Here is a 17,564-nt window from a genome sequence, read left to right as displayed (position 1 = left end):
CCCCAAGTTCTCGGCTTCGCTCGAACCCGGGGGGACCCCCATCGCGGCGGAGCCGCACATCAGGCACGGCCCCGCGCCCCTTCTGTCGGTAGAGCTCACCTACGCCAACAGGCCGGACGACCTCCACAGCCGCCTGCCGACCCCCCGCAGCACGCCTATGTCGTCCAGGAAGTCGGTCAGTCGCTTCGCGCCCGTCTGCATGACCTCCCTGCGGTGGGCGCTCGCCCTCACCTGGGCCATGGCCTCCCGTTTGTCGAGGCCGACGTTCGTGTAGACGTCGGGATTGACGAAGGCCACCGAGAAGATCCGGGCGAACTCGCCCGAGGTGACCCGGGTGAACTCCTGCGACCACTTCGGCGCCGTCACCATCTGGCGCCGCAGCTCCTCACGGGCGTACCGGACATGGCGGGCCTCCTCGACCACATGGATGCGGGTGACGCCGCGGATCAGCGGCTGCACCCGCTCGTCCGGGAAGGTCAGCCGCTGCATCCAGTCCAGGATCTCCTCGCCGAGGAGGGTGGCGGTGAAGGAGCCGGGCGTGGTGGAGACGGTCTTGAAGACGCGGCCGAGGTTCAGGTGCACCCTGCTGACCGGGTACCAGGGCGTGTCGCCGTGCGAGATCAGCCGGGCGAACATCTTCGAGTGCCGGCACTCGTCCTCGATCTCGGTGAGGGCGTAGCGGACGTGCGCGCTCGTCGCCGCCTTGTCGTAGATGTGCCGCACCAGCAGCTGCATCAGGATGATCTCGAACCAGATGCCGAGCGAGGCCAGCGCCGCCGCCTCGTGCTGGGAGAGCAGGATCCGCTGCTCCTCGCTCATCCGCTTCCACATCGGCGTGCCGTACAGCGACACCAGCTCGGGCGGCCAGAACCACTTGCCCTCCTCGAAGGGCGCGTCCCAGTCCAGCTCCCGGTCCGGGTCGAAGGAGTGCTTGGCGGAGGAGACGAGCAGCCGCTCGGCCACCTGCTCCCGGTCCTTGAGCAGGCCGAGCGCGTCGCGCAGACCGTCCAGCGCGTCCGCTTCCGTCAGGGTCGTCATGGCTCCCTCACCTTGTTACCGGGGGTACATCGCTCTCTCTCTTATGAGACTGCCTGTCAGCAAGGCCGTCAATCCCTTGCGCATGACTTGTTGACTCCGCGTCTACGTGTGAGCCTGCGAGGTATGCCGACCCATGACCTGTACGCAGGCGATCCGAAAGACTCCCCCTGGCAGGTGCCCGCGAGCGGCGCAGCCCGGTTCAGCTGGGAGTACGACGACGGCCGCGAACGGCTGCTCGCCCTGTACCAGAAGGGCAAGGACAAGCAGTGGGACGGGCAGCAGCGCATCGACTGGGACCTGGAGGTCGACCCGTACGACGCGCTCGGCACGCCCGACGAGTCGCTGTCCCTGTACGGCACCCCGTACTGGGGCAAGCTCACCGAAAAGGACAAGGGTGAGCTGCGCCTGCACTACGCCTCCTGGCAGTTCAGCCAGTTCCTGCACGGCGAGCAGGGCGCGATGATCTGCGCGGCGCGGATCGTGGAGTCGGTGCCCGACCTGGACGCCAAGTTCTACTCCGCGACCCAGACGATGGACGAGGCCCGGCACGCCGAGATCTACGGCCGGTTCCTGCACGAGAAGCTCGGGCTCCTCTACCCGATCAACGACAATCTGCAGTCGCTGCTCGGCGACACGCTCCGCGACAGCCGCTGGGACATGCCCTATCTGGGTATGCAGGTGCTCATCGAAGGCCTGGCGCTGGCCGCGTTCGGGATGATCCGGGACACCACGAACAAGCCGCTGCCCCAGCAGATCCTCACCTACGTCATGCAGGACGAGGCCCGGCACGTGGCCTTCGGCCGGCTGGCCCTGCGGGACTACTACAAGCAGCTCACCGACGCCGAACTGCGCGAGCGCGAGGAGTTCGTCATCGAGGGCTGCTATCTGATGCGCGACCGGCTGCGGGGCGTCGAGGTCCTGGAGAACTTCGGCATACCCAAGGCCGAGGCGGAGGCCCTGAGCGAGCGCTCCGAGTTCCTCCAGCTGTTCCGCCGGCTGCTGTTCAGCCGGATCGTGCCCTGCGTCAAGGACATCGGCCTGTGGGGCAAGCGGCTCCAGGAGGCCTATGTCGACATGGGCGTCTTCGAGATGGGCGACTCCAGTCTGGACCTGCTCATGGCCCAGGACGAGGAACTGGCCGAGCAGTTGGACGCACAGCGCTTCGCCGCCGAGGAGCGGGAGCGTGTCGCGGAGGTGCGCGAGGCGATCGAGTCGGGGGCGGAGGAGAACTGAGGCGGTCCAGGGCCGGGGCGGCCGAGTGCTGTCGAGGGCTCGGGCGGGGCGCCGGGACGTTCACTGGGGTGCAGTAGATTCCGTGCGTGTCCATGCCTCCGCCGCCGCAGCCGTATCCCAACGGCCCCCAGCCGCCGCCTTACCCGTACGGCCGGCAGCCTCCGCAGGCCGCCCCCGGCCCGTACGGCACCCCCTATGCGCAGCAGCAGCCCTACCCGCAGCAGCAGCCCTATCCGCCCCAGCAGCCCTACGGTCAGCAGCCGTACCCCTGGGGCGCGCCGCCGCCGGTCCCGCTGCCGAAGGGGCGGCGGGTCTGGATGATCCTCGGGATCGTGGGAGGGGCCGTCGCGGCGGTCGTCGTGGCGCTCGTCCTGATCGGGATGGCGGCGGCCGGCAGCGGTTTCCCGGCGGCGAAGAACAAGCTCACGCTGCCCACGACGCTGCTCGCCGGGAAGTACCGGCTCGCCGAGGACCTCTCCGGCTCCGAGGGCAAGAAGATCGAGGGCAAGGCCGACGGGGCCTGGGACGCCAGGGAGGTCCACGCGGTGGTCGGCGCCTATCACCTCGACGGCGAAGCGGCCAAGGGCACCCTGGTGGTCTCGGGCGTGTACGGCCGGCTCAAGCACACCGACGTGGCCCGCGAGAGGGTGATGAAGGGCGCCGCCCAGCCCGACGGCGCCAAGGTCGCCGTCCCCGCGAAGGACTTCGACCTGGGCGGCGTGACGATCAGCTGCGAGGTGGTGACGCAGGACCAGATGGGCGCGAGGATCACCGTGCCCGTCTGCGCCTGGGTCGACGGCAATACGAGCGCCACGGTCGCCTTCCTGGACACGCCGCTCGCGTCGCAGAACCCGGCGGACGTCGATCTGCGGGCGCTCGCGAAGAACACCCTCCGGATCCGGTCCGAGTCGGTCAAGCCGATCGGCTGACCGCCGCCTCCTGTGGCGACCGCGGCGCCGGGAACGACGTCCGCAGCGTGAAGGCGTACGGCGTCGCGCCGTGCGCCCTCAGGTGCAGCAGCCGGTCCTCCGCCTCGGCCACGGTCGGGCGGTGGCCGGCCGGCACCCACCACAGCGTGGTCACCGCCTCGTCGAGCTGCTCGAACCAGTCCCGGCGCCGGGCCAGCAACTCCCGGTGCAGTCCCCGGTACATGAACGCCGTGAGCGCGCTCAGATCGCGCCATGTCGACATGTTGATGATGAGCCACTCGTCGCCGAGGACGGGGATGTCGGTGGCGTTCCCGGAGTCGCTCTGCAGCCGCCACACGAAGCCGTCCGCGGCGTCGGCCGTCGCGTTGACCGGGTCGAGCCCGTCGGTGAAGTCCTTCAACTGGGGCGAGTCCAAAGGGAATTTGAGGCGGGCGATGTTCACTTCGGCGAGTTCGTACGCCGCTGCCGTATCCGTCATGGCCGAACGGTAGGCCGGGCTCGGTCGGCGCCGGTACCCCCCGTCTCACAGGCCGAGAACCGCCCGCATCACCCCCCGCGCGATCGGCGCCGCGACCCCGCCGCCGCTGATCTCGCCCCGGTTCGCCGAGGCGTCCTCCACCACCACCGCGACCGCCACCTGCGGCTGCGGCGAGTCGTCGGCCTGCGCCCAGGAGACGAACCAGGCGTACGGCGCACCGGAGTTGCCGACCCCGTGCTGCGCGGTGCCGGTCTTGCCGCCGACGAGGGCGCCGCGCAGCGCCGCGCGCCGGCCGGTGCCCTCCCGGACCACGTCCGTCATCAGCTCCTTCAGCCGGGCGGCCGTCGCGGGGCTCATCACCTGGCGCAGCGGATGCGCCCCGCTCCCGGCGACCGTCTCACCGCCGTGCCGGGTCGTCCGCTCCACCAGGTACGGCGTGCGCAGCTGCCCGCCGTTGGCCACGGCCGCCGACACCATCGCCATCTGCAGCGGCGTGGCCCGCGTGTTGTACTGCCCGATCGACGACAGCGCCAGCTGCGCCCGGTCCACGCGGGTGTCGAAGGTGCTGGGCGCGACCGCGAAGGGGATGCGCAGCCCGGCGTCGTTGAACCCGAACGCGGCCGCCGTGGCGGCCATGTTCTTCGCCCCGACGTCCACGCCGAGCTTGGCGAACACCGTGTTGCAGGACCATTCGAACGCCGACCGCAGCGAGGCGTCGTCGCAGCCGTCGCCCTCGTTGGTCAGCCGGGTCGTGGTGCCGGGCAGCCGGTAGGGGTCGGGGGAGTCGGTGTGCGCGTCCAGGTCGGTGACCACACCCGCGTCCAGCGCCGCCGCCGCGGTGACCACCTTGAACGTCGAACCCGGCGGATAGGTCTGCCGTACCGCCCGGTTGAGCATCGGCTTCTCCGGGTCGTGGTTGAGCCGCGCCCACGCCGAGGCCACCGCCTCGCCGTTACCGGACAGTTCCCCGGGGTCGTACGACGGACTCGACACCAGCGCCAGGATCCGGCCCGTCTCCGGCTCGATCGCGGCCACCGCGCCCTTGCGCCCGGCCAGCCCCCGGTACGCCGCCTGCTGTGCGCCCCGGTGCAGCGTCGTGACGAGGTTCCCGACCCGGCCGGGGCCGCGCGTCACGCCGCTCCACAGCGGCAGCGGCGTGAGCATGGGATCCGTGCCGGAGAGCACCCCGTCCCCGGTGTGCTCCAGGAACGTCGTGCCGTACGACTGCGAGGCGAAGCCGGTGACCGGGGCGTACAACGGGCCGTCCTTGTAGCTGCGTTCGTAGCGCAGCTGCTCGCCGGTGTCCACGGAGCCGGTGACCGGCTCGTCGCCGACCAGGATGTCGCCGCGCGGCCGGCCGTACCGGGCGATCGCGCCGCGCCGGTTGGCCGGACTGTCGTCGTAGAGCCGGGACTGCACCACCTGTACCCGGGCCGCGTTGACCAGCAGCGCCGCGAGCAGCAGCGCGCAGAACGCGCAGGCGTGCCGGATGTAGCGGGCCATCGGCCGCCCGCCGCCGTACTCGCTCACGGTGCCTCCCGCCCGTCGTACTGGCTGCGCGCCGAGTCGCTCACCCGGATCAGCAGCGCCACGATCGCCCAGTTGGTGACCACCGAGGAGCCGCCCTGGGCGAGGAACGGCATCGCCATGCCGGTCAGCGGGATCAGCCCGGTGACCCCGCCCGCGATCACGAACACCTGCAGCGCCAGGAGCGAGGCGAGCCCGACCGCGAGCAGCCGGCCGAAGGGCTCGCGCAGGGCGCGGCCCGCCCGGTAGCCGCGCTCCACCAGCAGGGCGTACAGCAGGAAGATCGCCGCGAGCCCGGTGAGCCCCAGTTCCTCGCCCGCCGTGGCCAGGATGAAGTCCGACTTGGTGGCGAAGCCGATGAGGATGGAGTGCCCGAGCCCGAGCCCGGTGCCGAGCACCCCGCCCGCCGCGAAGGCGAACAGCGACTGCGAGAGCTGGTTGGGCCCCTGCCCGGCCTCGATGGTGCGGAAAGGGTGCAGCCAGTCCTCGATCCGCTGGTTCACATGCGGCTCCAGCCGTCCCACGGCGACGGCCCCCAGCACGGCGAGCACCAGCCCCACCGCGATCCAGCCGGTCCGCCCCGTGGCGACGTACAGCACGACCACGAACAGCCCGAAGAACAGCAGCGAGGTGCCGAGGTCCCGTTCCAGGACCAGCACCCCGACGCTCAGCAGCCAGATCGTCACGATCGGGCCCAGCACCCGCCCGGTCGGGAACTGCAGCACCCACAGCCGTCGGCCGGTGTACGCCAGCGCGTTGCGGTTGGCGGCCAGATAGGCGGCGAAGAACACCGCGAGCAGCACCTTCGCGAACTCGCCCGGCTGGATGGAGAATCCGGCGAGCCTGAGCCAGATACGGGCGCCGTTGACCGCCGGGAACAGGATCGGCAGCACGAGCAGTCCGAGCGCGGAGGCCACCCACACATACGAGTACCGCTGCAGCACCCGGTGGTCGCGCAGCACCAGCACCACGGCGATGAACAGCCCGACCCCGAGCGTGGACCACACCAGCTGGGCCGGGGCCGCCTGATCGTGCGGGGTCTCCAGGTCCAGCCGGTAGATCAGCACCAGCCCCAGCCCGTTGAGCAGCACGGCGATCGGCAGGAACAGCGGATCGGCGTACGGCGCCCGGACGCGCACCACGAGGTGCGCCAACAGGGCGAGCACGCCGAGCCCGGCGCCGTAACCGGCGGCACCGGGCGGGACGGTGCCCGTCCGTGCCACCCCCACCGCGCAGTAGCCGGACACGGACAGCAGCACGGCCAGCACGATCAGGGAGAGTTCGATGCCACGGCGCCGGGGAAGGCGTACGGCGGGAGCGCGGGCCTGCGCCGCCGCCACGGTGGTTCCGCCCTTGGTCATGCCCGGAACCTACCCAAATAGGCCCCCTTGTGCGCAGGCCCCGGCACCAGCGTGGCGCGGGGCGTCCCCGAGCCCGCTACCGCCTCTCCGCCATGGGCAGGACCAGCGTGGCGACCGCGCCCCCGTCGATCGCGTTGGCGAAGAACAGCTTCGCCCCCAGCACCTCCGCCTGCCCGAGCGCGATGGTCAGTCCCAGCCCGTGCCCGGTGGCCCCGCCCTCCGTGCGGAACCGCTGCGGCCCATGGGCCACCAGGTACCCCGGGTACCCGCCCCCGTGATCCCGCACGGTCACCACGGCCCCGTTCACGGTCACCACCACCGGAGGCTCCCCGTGCTTGTGCGCGTTCGCCACCAGGTTCCCCAGCACCCGCTCCAGCCGCCGCCGGTCGGTCTCGACCCGCGCGTCGGCGAGGACGCGCACCTCCGTGTCGGTGCCCGAGGCGCGTACCACCCGCCGGGCCAGCGCCCCCAGCTCCTCGGTGTCCACGGCCGGCTTCTCCCGCCCGGTGTCCAGCCGGGAGATCTCCAGCAGGTCCTCGGTGAGGGTGCGCAGCGCCGCCACCCGGTCCCGCACCAGCTCCGTCGGCCGGCCCGGCGGCAGCAGCTCCGCCGCCGCGTGCAGCCCGGTCAGCGGGGTGCGCAGCTCGTGCGCCACGTCCGCGGTGAACCGCTGCTCGCTCAGCAGCTTGCTCTGCAGGGTCGACGCCATGGTGTCCAGGGCCGCCGCCACCGCGGCCACCTCGTCCTGCGGCCGGGACGGGTCCTTCGTACGGGGGTCGTCGACGCGTGCGTCCAGGTCGCCGCCGCTGATCCGCCGGGCCACCTGTGCGGTGCCGTGCAGCCGCCGGGTCACCCGGGTCACCCCGAACACACCGACCAGCACCGTCGCCCCGATCGCGAGCCCCGACGACCACAGAATCGATTTGTCGAGCCCGGCGATGGTGCGGGCCTGCTGCGAGTAGTCGACCGCCACGGCCAGCGCCCGATGCCCGGCCACCGGACCCGCCGCCCACATCGTCGGCCGCCCCTGGTACGCGGAGACCATCGTGCCGCGCCGCCCGCCCGCCGCCAGCGCCCGCAGCGGCGTGGGCAGCCCGGCGGGATCCACTCCGGCACTCGGCAGCAGCGTGTCCCCGGCCTCGTACGCCTCGGTGGCGTCCGCGAGGCGGGACAGCGCGAGTTCGCGGGCCTGGCCGACGGTCTGGTCGGTCACCGAGACATGCACCAGGACGCCGAGCAGCGCGGCCAGCGCGCAGCACATCACCGTGATGAACGCGGCCGCCTTCACGGCGAGCGGCCCGGCCCACCGGGGGAGAGCGATCCTCATCGCGCGCTCGCGGAGAGAACGGCGGACGGTGTGAGGGACGGCGTGGTGGACGCTGAGGCGGACGGCGTGAGGGACGGCGAGACGGACGACGACGGCGAGTGCTTCTCGGGGTGCCGGCCGCTACCGGTGTGCAGATACTCGTCGCGCGAGAACACCATCGCGCGCTGCCCCGGGTCCCACACCCAGGTGGTGCGGTACTCGTAGCCGGAGATGTCGGCCGGCGAGCGCTCGATCAGCGCCCGGCCGGCCAGCTCCACGCCGATGATCGCGTCGTTGTCGGCCAGCACCTGCACCAGCTTGTGCTTCTCGACGGTGTAGACCCGTACGGCCGTCTGGTTGGTCGGGTAGAGCCGGAAGCCGAGCGTCATGTCGTCCCGGCCGTCGCCCGTGAGGTCCCGGTAGTACGGGGTCAGCAGCGGGCACCGGGCCTTGTCGCCGCCGGGCCGGCAGTCCTTCAGCCGGTCCACGGTCGCGTGATACGCCCCCTTCGAGCCGTAGTCGTCCGGATGCGCCTTGACCTCGGCCTCGACCACGCTCACCGGGTCCACCTTGTGGATGTCGTCGCCGGGGACCGTGATCCCCTTGACGACCGCTCTCGTCGCCACGGAGTACGGGTAGGCGGGGCTGGATGCCGGGCGCAGGTCGGGCCAGAGCTTGGCGGGGCTGACGGCGGTCGGGGTCGCGCCCGCGCCCCGCAGCCCACCGGCGTCCCCGCAGGCCACGGCGGTCGCCGACAGCAGGGCGACGGCTGCCGCGGCGAGGGCGGCGCGCAGGGGACGGCGGGCTGGCACGGTACTCCTGGGGCGTCGGGGTCGGTGGGGGCCCCGTACACCTTATTCGTAGACGAAGAATTTCGTATGTACGTCCTTTTTGCACCCGTCGGGGTGGTCTTCGAGGAGAGGCTACTCGGTCGTATGCTCGGTGCCTCCGGCGGCCCGCACCGGACGACCGGTGCCGCGCGGCCGTCTCCAAGGGCTCTCCGGGGCCGGTGCGCCGGAACGCCTCCCGCCTACCCGCAACGGCGCCTCACCAACTCCCCCTCGCCGGACCGCTCCACGGTAACCGGTCTTGCCCCGGGACCACCCCGCCTGTTCCCATGGTCGAGGGGTGATGGCGCATGAGCGCACTGCGCGTGGTGCCGGCGAATCGGCACGGCCGGGAACGGCTGTACGTCTGCCGCCCGGACGGATCCCATGTCGCCTGGTTCGACCGTGAGACAGGCCGGGTCAACCTGCTCGCCGAGGACAGCAGAGACGACGTACTCCAAGCCCTGAAACCCTTCCTGACCGGCCCGGTGACCGTGGGCCCGCCCCCGGTCCCGACCCCCGCGGAACTCGCCCGGCTGACCCTCCACCCGGACGACGACCTGGCACCCAACCGCCCCGGCGAGGCCCTGCTCGTCGCCCTCGACCGCGACCCCGGCCCCACCCACCGGCTGCGCCCCGACCCGCGCCGCCGCGCCCTGGCCGCCGAGGAGACCGTCGGCAGGACCCTGGACGCCCTGGAGGGCGCCGGCTGGCACACCCTGCACTCCATCCCCCTCCCCGGCGGCGACCGCATCCACCATCTGCTGCTCGGCTCCGGCGGCCTGTTCGCCGTCCACGCGCTGTACGCCCGCAAGACCCGCGTCCTGGTCGCCGACCCCATGGTCACCGTGGGCCGCCGCGAGGCCGAGCCCCTGTTGCGCCGACTGCGCTCCCTCGCCGACCGGGCCTCCTACGCCCTGACCGCCGAGGTACGCCCGGTACTGGCCCTGGCCGGCCCGGCCGACCTGACCGTCACCGCCCCGCCACGGACGGTACGGATCCTCCAGGACACCGAGCTGACGGGACTGGCCCGGCTGGGCGGGGTGCTGAAGCCGGCGGATGTGGAGGCCCTGCACGCGATGGCCCGGGACCGGAACATGTGGGGGAGGGTCTAGGTCCGGGGCGGCAGCCCCCGGCAGCGGCTCCGACGGCCTCGACGGCTCAGGGCAAGGGCAGCGAGCCGGCCGACCCCGGATCCAGCAACCCGCCCAGAAGATCCCCGTACCGCTGAACCCGCGGAGCGACGTCGTCGGCCAGAAACTCCAGCTGCGCCGGGCTCCGGCACTCCGCCACCTCCTCCCAGGTCACCGGCGCGGACACCAGCGGAACCGGGCGGGCGCGCAGCGTGTACGGCGTGGCGGTGGTCTTGCGCGCGGCGTTCTGGCTCCAGTCGACGAACACCTTCCCCGGCCGCAGGCTCTTCGTCATCCGGTGCACCACCAGCCGCGGCATCGCGCGCTCCGCCTCCACGGCGAGCGCCTTCGCGTACTCACTCGCCCGTTCGGGTGAACCTCCGCGCACCGCCGCCAGCAGATGCAGCCCCTTCGACCCGGCCGTCTTCGGGTACGCCGTGATGCCGTCCCGCGCGAGCCGCTCGCGCAGCCACAGGGCCACCTCGCAGCAGTGCACGATGTGCGCGGGCGCCCCCGGATCGAGGTCGAAAACCAGCCGGTCGGCCTGGCCGGGGTCCTGTACGAGCCACTGATGCGTATGGAACTCGGTCACGAGATTCGCCGCCCAGACGAGGCTCGGCAGATCCTGTACGACGACCATCCGCGCCGGCCCCTCCGAGCGCGGCACCTCGGCGGTGGTGACCCACTCGGGCGTACCCGGCGGCACGTTCTTGGTGAAGAAGACCTGGCCCTCCGGGCCGTCCGGATAGCGCAGGAAGGACACGGCCCGGTCGCGCAGATGCGGCAGCAGTACATCGGCGCTGGTCGCGTAGTAGTGCACCAGCTCCGCCTTGGTGAAGCCGGTCTCCGGATACAGCACCTTCTCCAGGTTGCTGAGCGCGACCCGCCGCCCCTCCACCTCTGTGATAGGCGTCATACGATGACAATCCCAGACAAGCCGGTGAAATCGCAGGAAGGGTGCGGCACGTGCGATCCATATGGAACGGCGCCATCTCCTTCGGTCTCGTCAGCATCCCGATCAAGCTGGTGAACGCCACGGAGAGCCACTCGATCTCCTTCCGCCAGATCCACACCGAGGACAACGGCCGCATCCGCTACCGCAAGGTGTGCGAACTGGAGGACCGCGAGGTCACCCAGACCGAGATCGGCAAGGGGTACGAGGACGCGGACGGCACGATCATCCCGATCACCGACGAGGATCTCTCCCACCTGCCCATCCCCACGGCGCGCACGATCGAGATCGTGGCCTTCGTCCCGGCCGACCGGATCGACCCGCTCCAGATGGACGCGGCGTACTACCTGGCCGCCAGCGGCGTGCCCGCCGCCAAGCCGTACGTCCTCCTGCGCGAGGCCCTCAAGCGCAACAACAAGGTCGCCATCGCCAAGTACGCGCTGCGCGGCCGGGAACGGCTCGGCATGCTGCGGGTGGTCGGCGACGCCATCGCCATGCACGGCCTGCTCTGGCCGGACGAGGTCCGCGCCCCCGAAGGCGTCGCCCCCGACACGGACGTCACCATCCGGGACAAGGAACTCGACCTGGCGGACGCCCTGATGGACACGCTCGGCGAGGTCGACCTGGAGGATCTGCACGACGAGTACCGGGCGGCGCTGGAGGAGGTCATCGCCGCGAAGGCCTCCGGCGAGGCACCACCGGAGGCCCCCGCACCGGCCGCCGGGGGCAAGGTCCTGGACCTGATGGCGGCCCTGGAGAACAGCGTCCGCGCGGCCCGAGAGTCCCGCGAATCGCCGCCCGGCGCCGAGGCCGAGGTCAGACCGTTGCCCCGCAAGAAGAAGCCGGCGACCGCGTCCACCCCTGCGGCCAAGAAGACGGCCGCGGCGAAGAAGACCGCAGCGGCGAAGAAGTCGACGGCGAAGAAGACCGCGGCGAAGAAGACCACGTCCCGCAAGCGGTCGGCTTGAGGGCGACTTCCGGGCGCCGTAGGCGCGCAGCCGGTCATTCTCGTACCGGCACGCCGTGGCTGATCGCGCAGTTCCCCGCGCCCCTCAGGGGGCCGCAGCCGTCTCCGGCAAGCAGTGGACCGACTCAGGCGAGCGGCACGACCGCCGGGGCCTGAAAGCGCGGGAGGGAGAGCGGCCCGGCCGCAGGCGAAACAACAGGTACCCGACTCGTTCGCCTCGGAGTGCATCGAAGGTGCGTCGCGAACAGTGCGAGACAACGAGAGAGGGCGTGAGCCAGTGAGACTGACTCCCGCCCTCCTCTGTCGGCATCCGCCCTGGTCACGTACGGATTTCCGTAGGTGGTCGGGCGAGTGCCCCCGGCGGGGGACTCAGAACATGGGAACGGGGAAAATCGCCGGTTGGCAGCGGCCAGCTCGTGATCCAGACCGTTGTCCGGCTGAACCGGTAGTGGGTTGGCAGCGGTCGCAGGTTCGGGTCCCCGACAGAGTCGGGGACCACGGGAAGTGGAATCGCCGCGGACACGGGGCGGGACGTTGGTGACGGCGACCGTCTCGCTCTGAACCTGGCGTACGGCCCGATTCGTCTGCCGCTGAGGCTCTGACCAAGAGAAACGGCTTGGTTCGGACCCAGGTGCGTCTGGCTGGGGTTTCCGCTTGTACCTGCGGTTTCCCAGGAGTTCCCGGGCGATTGTGCGCCCTGCCACCGCAGTGGTCAGGGCGACCGCGGCGGCGACGAAGACGATGATGTCCCGGTCGGGGAAGGGCCCTGCCAAGTGGAGGGCGGTGGGGCTGACTGGGTCACGGCCAGAGAGGGCTCCGAGGAAGCCGGACATGGCGCCGACCGGTGCCGGTGCCCCATGCGACGTACCCGCCGCGGGAGTCGGTCGAGCCGTCCTGCACCGAGGGGATCGGCCTTCTCGTGAGGAGGCACCAGATCGCAGGGAGCGCAGGTAGAAGAATGGCTGTGGAAGCGGGAGGGACTCGCCTCCACAGCCGCAGGGAAGTCAGCACCTGGAGGCTTCGACCCTGTAGATGCCCGGGCTGGAAGCCTCAGTCGCACTTCGGGTTGTGGAAGTACTGAACGCCCCTGCCTGTCTTGGCCCGCGAGGCCGGGGACGGGGACGTCGCCTTCGTTTGGCTGCCCCTGCCCGACGCCGAGCGCTCCGCATGGACGATGGTCGCCGAGAAGCCCCGCTTGGGTGCTCTCGTCGAGACCCATCTCCTGACGGCCCGGGAAGAGAACGACTTCACGGACTTGGTCGACGATTCGTGACACGCCTTGCTCGACCGATCGGGTCCGCTACGGGACTACTGGTTCGCCCTCGACCAACGCGGCGACCGGCCGCCTTGCATCGGCGCGGAGATCGCCAGCATGGAGGAGACGTAGAGGTCCTGGTCGCGGGCTTCGGAGCCTGCCCTGTGCCGGCATGGTGGACGCAGGACCAAGGGGGCGCTGGTGCGGGGGTACATGGAAGGCGTGTCGGCCGGTGACAGAGCGGACGTGAACGCCGACGGCCCGCGCTCGTCGCACCCGGGTGCAGTGCCTGCGGTGAACGGGGGATTTCACACGCATGCCGTTCACACCTGGGTGAGCGTCGCTCCTTCCCTGTCGCCATGGCGAGAAGGACACGACAGATGACGACCACGCGAGCCGTCGGGACCGGGTGGTCAGAGCAACTGCCCGCTTGCCCTGACCGGTCTCATGGGGTGCCGACGGAGGTGCTCAATTGACGCTGAGCCAGATGTGCGGTTCGGCCTCATCCAGGTCCGGTTCCACCCGAGGTGCCATGGCGGGGCCGCCCCCGTCGGTCGTGCCGTCGGGCTCCGGGCCGCTGTTCTCGTGGACGGGCCGCCTGGACATGAGTTGCATGGAGAAGTCGCTCCTCTCTGTTTCCAGCCATGGTCGGTGACCGGCGGCGAGGAACAATGGGGTCGAAGGCGGTGTGCCCGCCGACATCCCCACCGCACAGACATAACCGCCGGGAAGACGGCAGACCGTGAATTCACCGGTGGTGTAGGTGGTTCGGGCGGCACACAGCCCCCGCGCTCCACTCCGCCAGCGAAACCCGATCTGCTTCATGCCCGCGCGCAGTCCCTCGCCGGTCAGTTTCGTCGCGGCTTCCTTCAGCACCCACAGCATTGCCCTGGGCTCCCCTCCTTGCCGCGCTGGAGGCAGGGCGGAGATCTCCGCAGGGGTGAGGAAGGCACTGTCCGGCAGCGCGGCTACCCGGGAGATCTCCTCCACGTCCACGCCCACTCGCCCGCCGAGCGCCACGGCCGCCATCGCGTAGCGTCCGCTGTGCGCCATGCTGACGGACAGGTGCGGCCGCGCCACGACATAGGGGAGCCCTTGGCGATGCCGCCTGAGCTGGAGGCCGGTCCACGGTGTTCCGAGCACCTGGGAAGCGGCCCGGAGGGCGAGCCACCGGGCCATCACAGAACGTGTCCGGTCGGTGGAACGGTGCATGCGTGCGATCCGTTCCTGGTCGTTCGTGGAAAGCCGGCGGAGTACTGCCCGGGCTGCTGCCTCGGTCCCCGGTTCCTGTAGATCGCAGGCGAGGACGAGGCTCTTGGGTGACGGGTCCTGTGCCGTCCTCGCGTTCATGCCGCCCCCCGTCGGGTGAAGTGCCGAGCCACCGCTTCACAGAGGTCCGCGTCGTCCTCCGTCTCACGCTCCGCACTCCCGGGTGCGCCGTTGATGCCGGGGACGAAGATGCTCAGTGCCGCGACCAAAGGGTGTTCCGCGTCCGCAACGAACGGCGGGGGTGTGCTCGCCGCGCAAGCCATCAGCGTTCTCCCTGCTGCCAACTGACCTCGTACCGGTTCCCGGTCATCTCCGCTGCCCCCTCCCGGTCGCCTGCTGACGCAGGCACTCCTCCGCGAAGCCGAGGACCCGCAGGTGGTAGGCCCGGGCCGTCCAGCCGAGGCTGATGTTGTGGCCCGCGTCGGGCTGGTGGTCGATCAGCACCCGGGGCGCCGCTCCCAGTCGGTTACGCAGCCGGGCGAGTGCCGACTGGTCCCGGCGCCACCATGCCTCGTGTTCGGCGAAGGTGAACCGGACGGGAACGCGGATACGGCCCGCCAGCGCGGCGAACACATCGGGCCAGTGCGCGACGTCGTCGAGTTCATGCCGCGGCGCCGGCGCGACAATACCAATGCTGGACTGGAATGTTCCCGGCGGATACAGCCTCAGGGGCCCCCAGTTGAGCTTCCAGCTCCCGGCCCGCGTACCCGGCGCGGAGGGCGAGACCACATATTCGTCACCGCAACCGGACACGTCGAGGCCAAACAGCCCGGGAACCGTACCGTCCGCCGCCATCAGCAGCGCGGGCTTGCTTCCGAAGGAGTGGGCCATGAGGAAGATCCCCGCGCCTGCCTCGCAGTGCGCCGACAGGCTGCGCAACGCCACGGTCAAGGTGGCGGCCTGCTCCACGATCCCTTGCCCGTAAGGGAGTTGCTCGGCCGAGGCCCCGTATCCGGGCCGGTCGACGGCCACAACCGCGAAGCCCAGTTTTGCGGCGACCGCCAACAGCGAAGTCTCCGGGTGGGCCGGTCCGTCGAAGTACGCCGAGCTCATCCCGGCCCCGTGCAGGGCGACGATCGTCGCCCTCGGCGGGACGTGTACCGGCTGGGCGAGGCGGGCGGACAACGTGATGCCGTCCGCGTCCAGGGTGATGTGCCGTTGGTCGACCACCCGTTCCGGAGGCGGGGCGGGGGGTGCCGTTGTCATGGCCGGCCTGCCCTGGCGAGACCTTCCGCGTGTGCCTTGGCGAGGGTGAGCGTCGTCATGCTGTTGGTGCTGAGCGCGGCGCGCACGTACTCGATCGCGTCCTGCACGGTCGACTGCTCTCCCAACACCTTCGTGATGGCGGCTGTGTTGACCGTGAAAGTGTGCTGCGAGGACGCCTCGACTCCGTCGTCGGTCGGCGTGAAGGTCCAGCGACCCGTGTGCAAGGTGATCAGCGCCGGCAGTGTGATCTGCTTGTAGACGATCCGATGGGGTGCGAGTCCCACGCGGTACGACTTCGTGGTGTGTGTGCTGCCGTCCTTGGACAACGTCTCCATCTCCAAGGCCTGGAGCCCCGGCGCAGGCTGGTCGAGGCGCACCGTGACCACATGGGGCAGCCGGTCGGTCCACAGGTTCGCTTCGTAGATGAAGTCGTAGACATCCTGGGCTTCGCCCATGACCTGCACCGTGTCCTCGAAGGAGCACGTCAGTTCGTCAGTCGCCTCCTTCGACTCGGCGAGTGCCTTGAGGGACTCCAGCTCGGCACGGGAGTTACGGTCCACGATCTCTTCGAGCCAGGCCAGACTGCTCTCGTCGGTGGCCCGGAAGTCGTGGCCGAGGCGCACCAGTGCCTCTCCGGACGGCAGATCCTCGATCTGCCAGGTCCCCCCCATTGCGGCGACGGGGGGCGAACTGATTTCCTGGCGGAAGGCGATACGTAACGCTTCCGGGTTCAGAGTGCGCCGCGAGGTCCAGTTCTTGACGGTGTCGCCGGCCGTCGCCCAGATACGGATACGTTCCTCGCGCTGACCACGCTCCACATGGTCGACGTGGATGTTCGGCGGAAACAGCTGGGGCCAGTTCTCCGCCTGTGCCAGCAGCCGGTAGATGTCCGCGGCGGGCGCCGCGATCTTGATCTCGTGTTCGGACGTGCGCAGTTCGGACGGCATGGGGCTCCTCGGATGGGGACGGGCGCGGTGCGGTCAGAAGTTGCCGAGGCCACCGCAGACGTTCAGGGCCTGGGAGGTGATGGACGCCGCCGTGTCGGAGGCCAGATAGCCAACCAGACCGGCCACTTCCTCGGGGGTCGAGTAGCGGCCCAGCGGGATCTTGGCCTGGAACTTTTCCAGAATCGCGGTCTCCGACGATCCCGACAGCCGGGCGTAGTTCTGTCGTACGCGCTCGGCCATCGGCGTCTCGACGTACCCAGGGCAGACGGCGTTGACGGTGATGCCGGTGGGAGCCAGCTCGTTGCCCAGCGCCTTGGTGAAACCGACGACGCCGTGCTTGGAGGCCGAGTACGGGGCGCCGAGCACCACTCCCTGCTTGCCGGCGGTGGAGGCGATGTTGACGATGCGGCCCCAGTTCCTTTCACGCAGTCCCCCCGTGGTGAGGACTTCCCGGGTCAGCCGGAACACGCTGTTGAGGTTGGTGTCGATGATGTCGTCCCACAATTCGTCGGTGATGTCGGCGGTCACCCCACCTCCACTGATGCCCGCGTTGTTGACGAGCACGTCCACCGTCCCGAACCGATCGACCGCGGCCCTGACGTAGCCACGCATCGAGTCCACCGAGCGCACGTCCAGGACCGCACCGTCCACCTCCAGCTGCTCCTCCTGAAGCAGCTTGACGGTGGTCAGTACCTTGTCCTCGGTACGTGAACCGATGAACACACGGTGGCCCTGTGCGGCCAGCAGCCGTGCCACGGCCAGGCCGATCCCGCTCGTCGCGCCGGTCACCAGGGCGACGCGCTGCTCTCGCTGTGTCATCTCTTCCTGTTTCCCTTCAGGCGGCCGGTACGGCGAGGTGGTTGTTGACGGCGTCGATGAAGGCGCGCGGTGTCGTGGCGTCGCCGATGACGGACTCGTCGAGGTCGGTCCCGTACTCCCGCTCGATCCGGCTGGCCGTCTCCAGCAGTGCGAGCGAGTCGTAGCCAATGTCGCTGAACTCGGTGTCGAGGACGTCCGCTTCGAACCCTCCGCCCTCGGGGGCGCCGGAGCCTTCGAGGAGGATGCGCTTGAGGTCGTCGAGGGTGAACGTGGTCTGGGACATGAGGGTTCTGCCTTTCATTGACAGGGTGTGGATC

Annotated in this window: 16 protein-coding genes and 1 pseudogene; 5 read left to right on the top strand and 12 right to left on the bottom strand. The window is 70.5% G+C overall.

Annotated elements, in window-relative coordinates; all coding sequences use genetic code 11:
* Positions 1 to 99: 99 nt before the first annotated feature.
* Positions 100 to 1,038, bottom strand: coding sequence for a diiron oxygenase (locus AB5L52_RS14865; protein WP_351023741.1), 939 nt, complete (start codon positions 1,036 to 1,038; stop codon positions 100 to 102).
* Positions 1,039 to 1,161: 123 nt separating this feature from the next.
* Between AB5L52_RS14865 and AB5L52_RS14860 the strand changes: the two genes are divergently transcribed.
* Positions 1,162 to 2,271, top strand: coding sequence for a ferritin-like domain-containing protein (locus tag AB5L52_RS14860; RefSeq protein ID WP_369364434.1), 1,110 nt, complete (start codon positions 1,162 to 1,164; stop codon positions 2,269 to 2,271).
* Positions 2,272 to 2,363: 92 nt separating this feature from the next.
* Positions 2,364 to 3,200, top strand: a complete 837-nt coding sequence (locus AB5L52_RS14855) for a hypothetical protein (protein ID WP_369368880.1) — start codon at positions 2,364 to 2,366, stop codon at positions 3,198 to 3,200.
* Here AB5L52_RS14855 and AB5L52_RS14850 read toward each other — a convergent pair.
* The 5 genes from AB5L52_RS14850 to AB5L52_RS14830 all read right to left on the bottom strand — a co-directional run bounded on the left by AB5L52_RS14850 (position 3,184) and on the right by AB5L52_RS14830 (position 8,684).
* Positions 3,184 to 3,678, bottom strand: a complete 495-nt coding sequence (locus AB5L52_RS14850; RefSeq protein WP_351023736.1) for a DUF3291 domain-containing protein — start codon at positions 3,676 to 3,678, stop codon at positions 3,184 to 3,186. The two genes, AB5L52_RS14855 and AB5L52_RS14850, sit on opposite strands and share 17 nt — an antisense overlap.
* A gap of 45 nt (positions 3,679 to 3,723) precedes the next feature.
* Positions 3,724 to 5,181, bottom strand: coding sequence for a penicillin-binding transpeptidase domain-containing protein (locus AB5L52_RS14845; protein ID WP_369368879.1), 1,458 nt, complete (start codon positions 5,179 to 5,181; stop codon positions 3,724 to 3,726).
* A 23-nt stretch (positions 5,182 to 5,204) separates the two neighbouring features.
* Positions 5,205 to 6,566 carry an FtsW/RodA/SpoVE family cell cycle protein gene (locus tag AB5L52_RS14840; protein WP_351023733.1) on the bottom strand — a complete coding sequence of 454 codons (1,362 nt, stop codon included), beginning with the start codon at positions 6,564 to 6,566 and terminating at the stop codon, positions 5,205 to 5,207.
* A gap of 76 nt (positions 6,567 to 6,642) precedes the next feature.
* Positions 6,643 to 7,893, bottom strand: coding sequence for a HAMP domain-containing sensor histidine kinase (locus AB5L52_RS14835; protein ID WP_351023731.1), 1,251 nt, complete (start codon positions 7,891 to 7,893; stop codon positions 6,643 to 6,645).
* Positions 7,890 to 8,684, bottom strand: coding sequence for a hypothetical protein (locus AB5L52_RS14830; protein WP_351023728.1), 795 nt, complete (start codon positions 8,682 to 8,684; stop codon positions 7,890 to 7,892). Before AB5L52_RS14830 ends, AB5L52_RS14835 begins: the two co-directional genes overlap by 4 nt.
* A 326-nt stretch (positions 8,685 to 9,010) precedes the next feature.
* Between AB5L52_RS14830 and AB5L52_RS14825 the strand changes: the two genes are divergently transcribed.
* On the top strand, positions 9,011 to 9,814 hold the full coding sequence (locus tag AB5L52_RS14825; protein ID WP_369364431.1) for an NERD domain-containing protein: 804 nt from the start codon (positions 9,011 to 9,013) through the stop codon (positions 9,812 to 9,814).
* Positions 9,815 to 9,860: 46 nt separating this feature from the next.
* On the opposite strand, the gene ligD is transcribed toward AB5L52_RS14825, so the two are convergent.
* On the bottom strand, positions 9,861 to 10,748 hold the full coding sequence (ligD, locus tag AB5L52_RS14820) for a non-homologous end-joining DNA ligase (RefSeq protein ID WP_369364430.1): 888 nt from the start codon (positions 10,746 to 10,748) through the stop codon (positions 9,861 to 9,863).
* Positions 10,749 to 10,789: 41 nt separating this feature from the next.
* Here ligD and AB5L52_RS14815 point away from each other — a divergent pair, with 41 nt between their 5' ends.
* Positions 10,790 to 11,752, top strand: a complete 963-nt coding sequence (locus AB5L52_RS14815; protein WP_369364428.1) for a Ku protein — start codon at positions 10,790 to 10,792, stop codon at positions 11,750 to 11,752.
* Positions 11,753 to 12,871: 1,119 nt separating this feature from the next.
* Positions 12,872 to 13,173 (top strand): annotated as a pseudogene (locus tag AB5L52_RS14810) (LysR family transcriptional regulator); the annotation flags it as partial.
* Positions 13,174 to 13,474: 301 nt separating this feature from the next.
* Here AB5L52_RS14810 and AB5L52_RS14805 read toward each other — a convergent pair.
* The 5 genes from AB5L52_RS14805 to AB5L52_RS14785 form a co-directional block, all read right to left on the bottom strand.
* A complete protein-coding gene (locus tag AB5L52_RS14805) occupies positions 13,475 to 14,218 on the bottom strand; it encodes a 4'-phosphopantetheinyl transferase superfamily protein (RefSeq protein ID WP_351573977.1) in 744 nt (247 codons plus the stop codon).
* A gap of 363 nt (positions 14,219 to 14,581) precedes the next feature.
* Positions 14,582 to 15,481 (bottom strand): alpha/beta hydrolase, encoded by a 900-nt coding sequence (locus tag AB5L52_RS14800; protein WP_351573974.1) that lies wholly within the window; start codon positions 15,479 to 15,481, stop codon positions 14,582 to 14,584.
* Positions 15,478 to 16,428, bottom strand: a complete 951-nt coding sequence (locus AB5L52_RS14795; RefSeq protein WP_369364425.1) for an aromatase/cyclase — start codon at positions 16,426 to 16,428, stop codon at positions 15,478 to 15,480. The genes AB5L52_RS14800 and AB5L52_RS14795 overlap by 4 nt, the downstream gene beginning before the upstream one ends.
* Before the next feature lie 33 nt (positions 16,429 to 16,461).
* Positions 16,462 to 17,247 (bottom strand): 3-oxoacyl-ACP reductase FabG, encoded by a 786-nt coding sequence (gene fabG / locus AB5L52_RS14790; protein ID WP_369364423.1) that lies wholly within the window; start codon positions 17,245 to 17,247, stop codon positions 16,462 to 16,464.
* A 16-nt stretch (positions 17,248 to 17,263) separates the two neighbouring features.
* Entirely contained in the window at positions 17,264 to 17,530 is a 267-nt protein-coding gene (locus tag AB5L52_RS14785; protein WP_351573965.1) for an acyl carrier protein, read from the bottom strand.
* Positions 17,531 to 17,564 lie beyond the last annotated feature (34 nt).

The sequence above is a fragment of the Streptomyces sp. CG4 genome (genome assembly GCF_041080655.1).
Lineage (GTDB): Bacteria > Actinomycetota > Actinomycetes > Streptomycetales > Streptomycetaceae > Streptomyces.
The sequence above is the reverse complement of the archived record's forward strand: the minus strand, read 5'-3'. Positions and strand labels throughout refer to the sequence as shown.

Bases quoted from the DNA above. Each gene is read 5' to 3' on its own strand.
- AB5L52_RS14865 (WP_351023741.1), bottom strand. From the start codon at position 1,038: ATGACGACCCTGACGGAAGCGGACGCGCTGGACGGTCTGCGCGACGCG.
- AB5L52_RS14860 (WP_369364434.1), top strand. From the start codon at position 1,162: ATGCCGACCCATGACCTGTACGCAGGCGATCCGAAAGACTCCCCCTGG.
- AB5L52_RS14855 (WP_369368880.1), top strand. From the start codon at position 2,364: ATGCCTCCGCCGCCGCAGCCGTATCCCAACGGCCCCCAGCCGCCGCCT.
- AB5L52_RS14850 (WP_351023736.1), bottom strand. From the start codon at position 3,678: ATGACGGATACGGCAGCGGCGTACGAACTCGCCGAAGTGAACATCGCC.
- AB5L52_RS14845 (WP_369368879.1), bottom strand. From the start codon at position 5,181: ATGGCCCGCTACATCCGGCACGCCTGCGCGTTCTGCGCGCTGCTGCTC.
- AB5L52_RS14840 (WP_351023733.1), bottom strand. From the start codon at position 6,566: ATGACCAAGGGCGGAACCACCGTGGCGGCGGCGCAGGCCCGCGCTCCC.
- AB5L52_RS14835 (WP_351023731.1), bottom strand. From the start codon at position 7,893: ATGAGGATCGCTCTCCCCCGGTGGGCCGGGCCGCTCGCCGTGAAGGCG.
- AB5L52_RS14825 (WP_369364431.1), top strand. From the start codon at position 9,011: ATGAGCGCACTGCGCGTGGTGCCGGCGAATCGGCACGGCCGGGAACGG.
- ligD (WP_369364430.1), bottom strand. From the start codon at position 10,748: ATGACGCCTATCACAGAGGTGGAGGGGCGGCGGGTCGCGCTCAGCAAC.
- AB5L52_RS14805 (WP_351573977.1), bottom strand. From the start codon at position 14,218: ATGCACCGTTCCACCGACCGGACACGTTCTGTGATGGCCCGGTGGCTC.
- AB5L52_RS14800 (WP_351573974.1), bottom strand. From the start codon at position 15,481: ATGACAACGGCACCCCCCGCCCCGCCTCCGGAACGGGTGGTCGACCAA.
- AB5L52_RS14795 (WP_369364425.1), bottom strand. From the start codon at position 16,428: ATGCCGTCCGAACTGCGCACGTCCGAACACGAGATCAAGATCGCGGCG.
- fabG (WP_369364423.1), bottom strand. From the start codon at position 17,247: ATGACACAGCGAGAGCAGCGCGTCGCCCTGGTGACCGGCGCGACGAGC.
- AB5L52_RS14785 (WP_351573965.1), bottom strand. From the start codon at position 17,530: ATGTCCCAGACCACGTTCACCCTCGACGACCTCAAGCGCATCCTCCTC.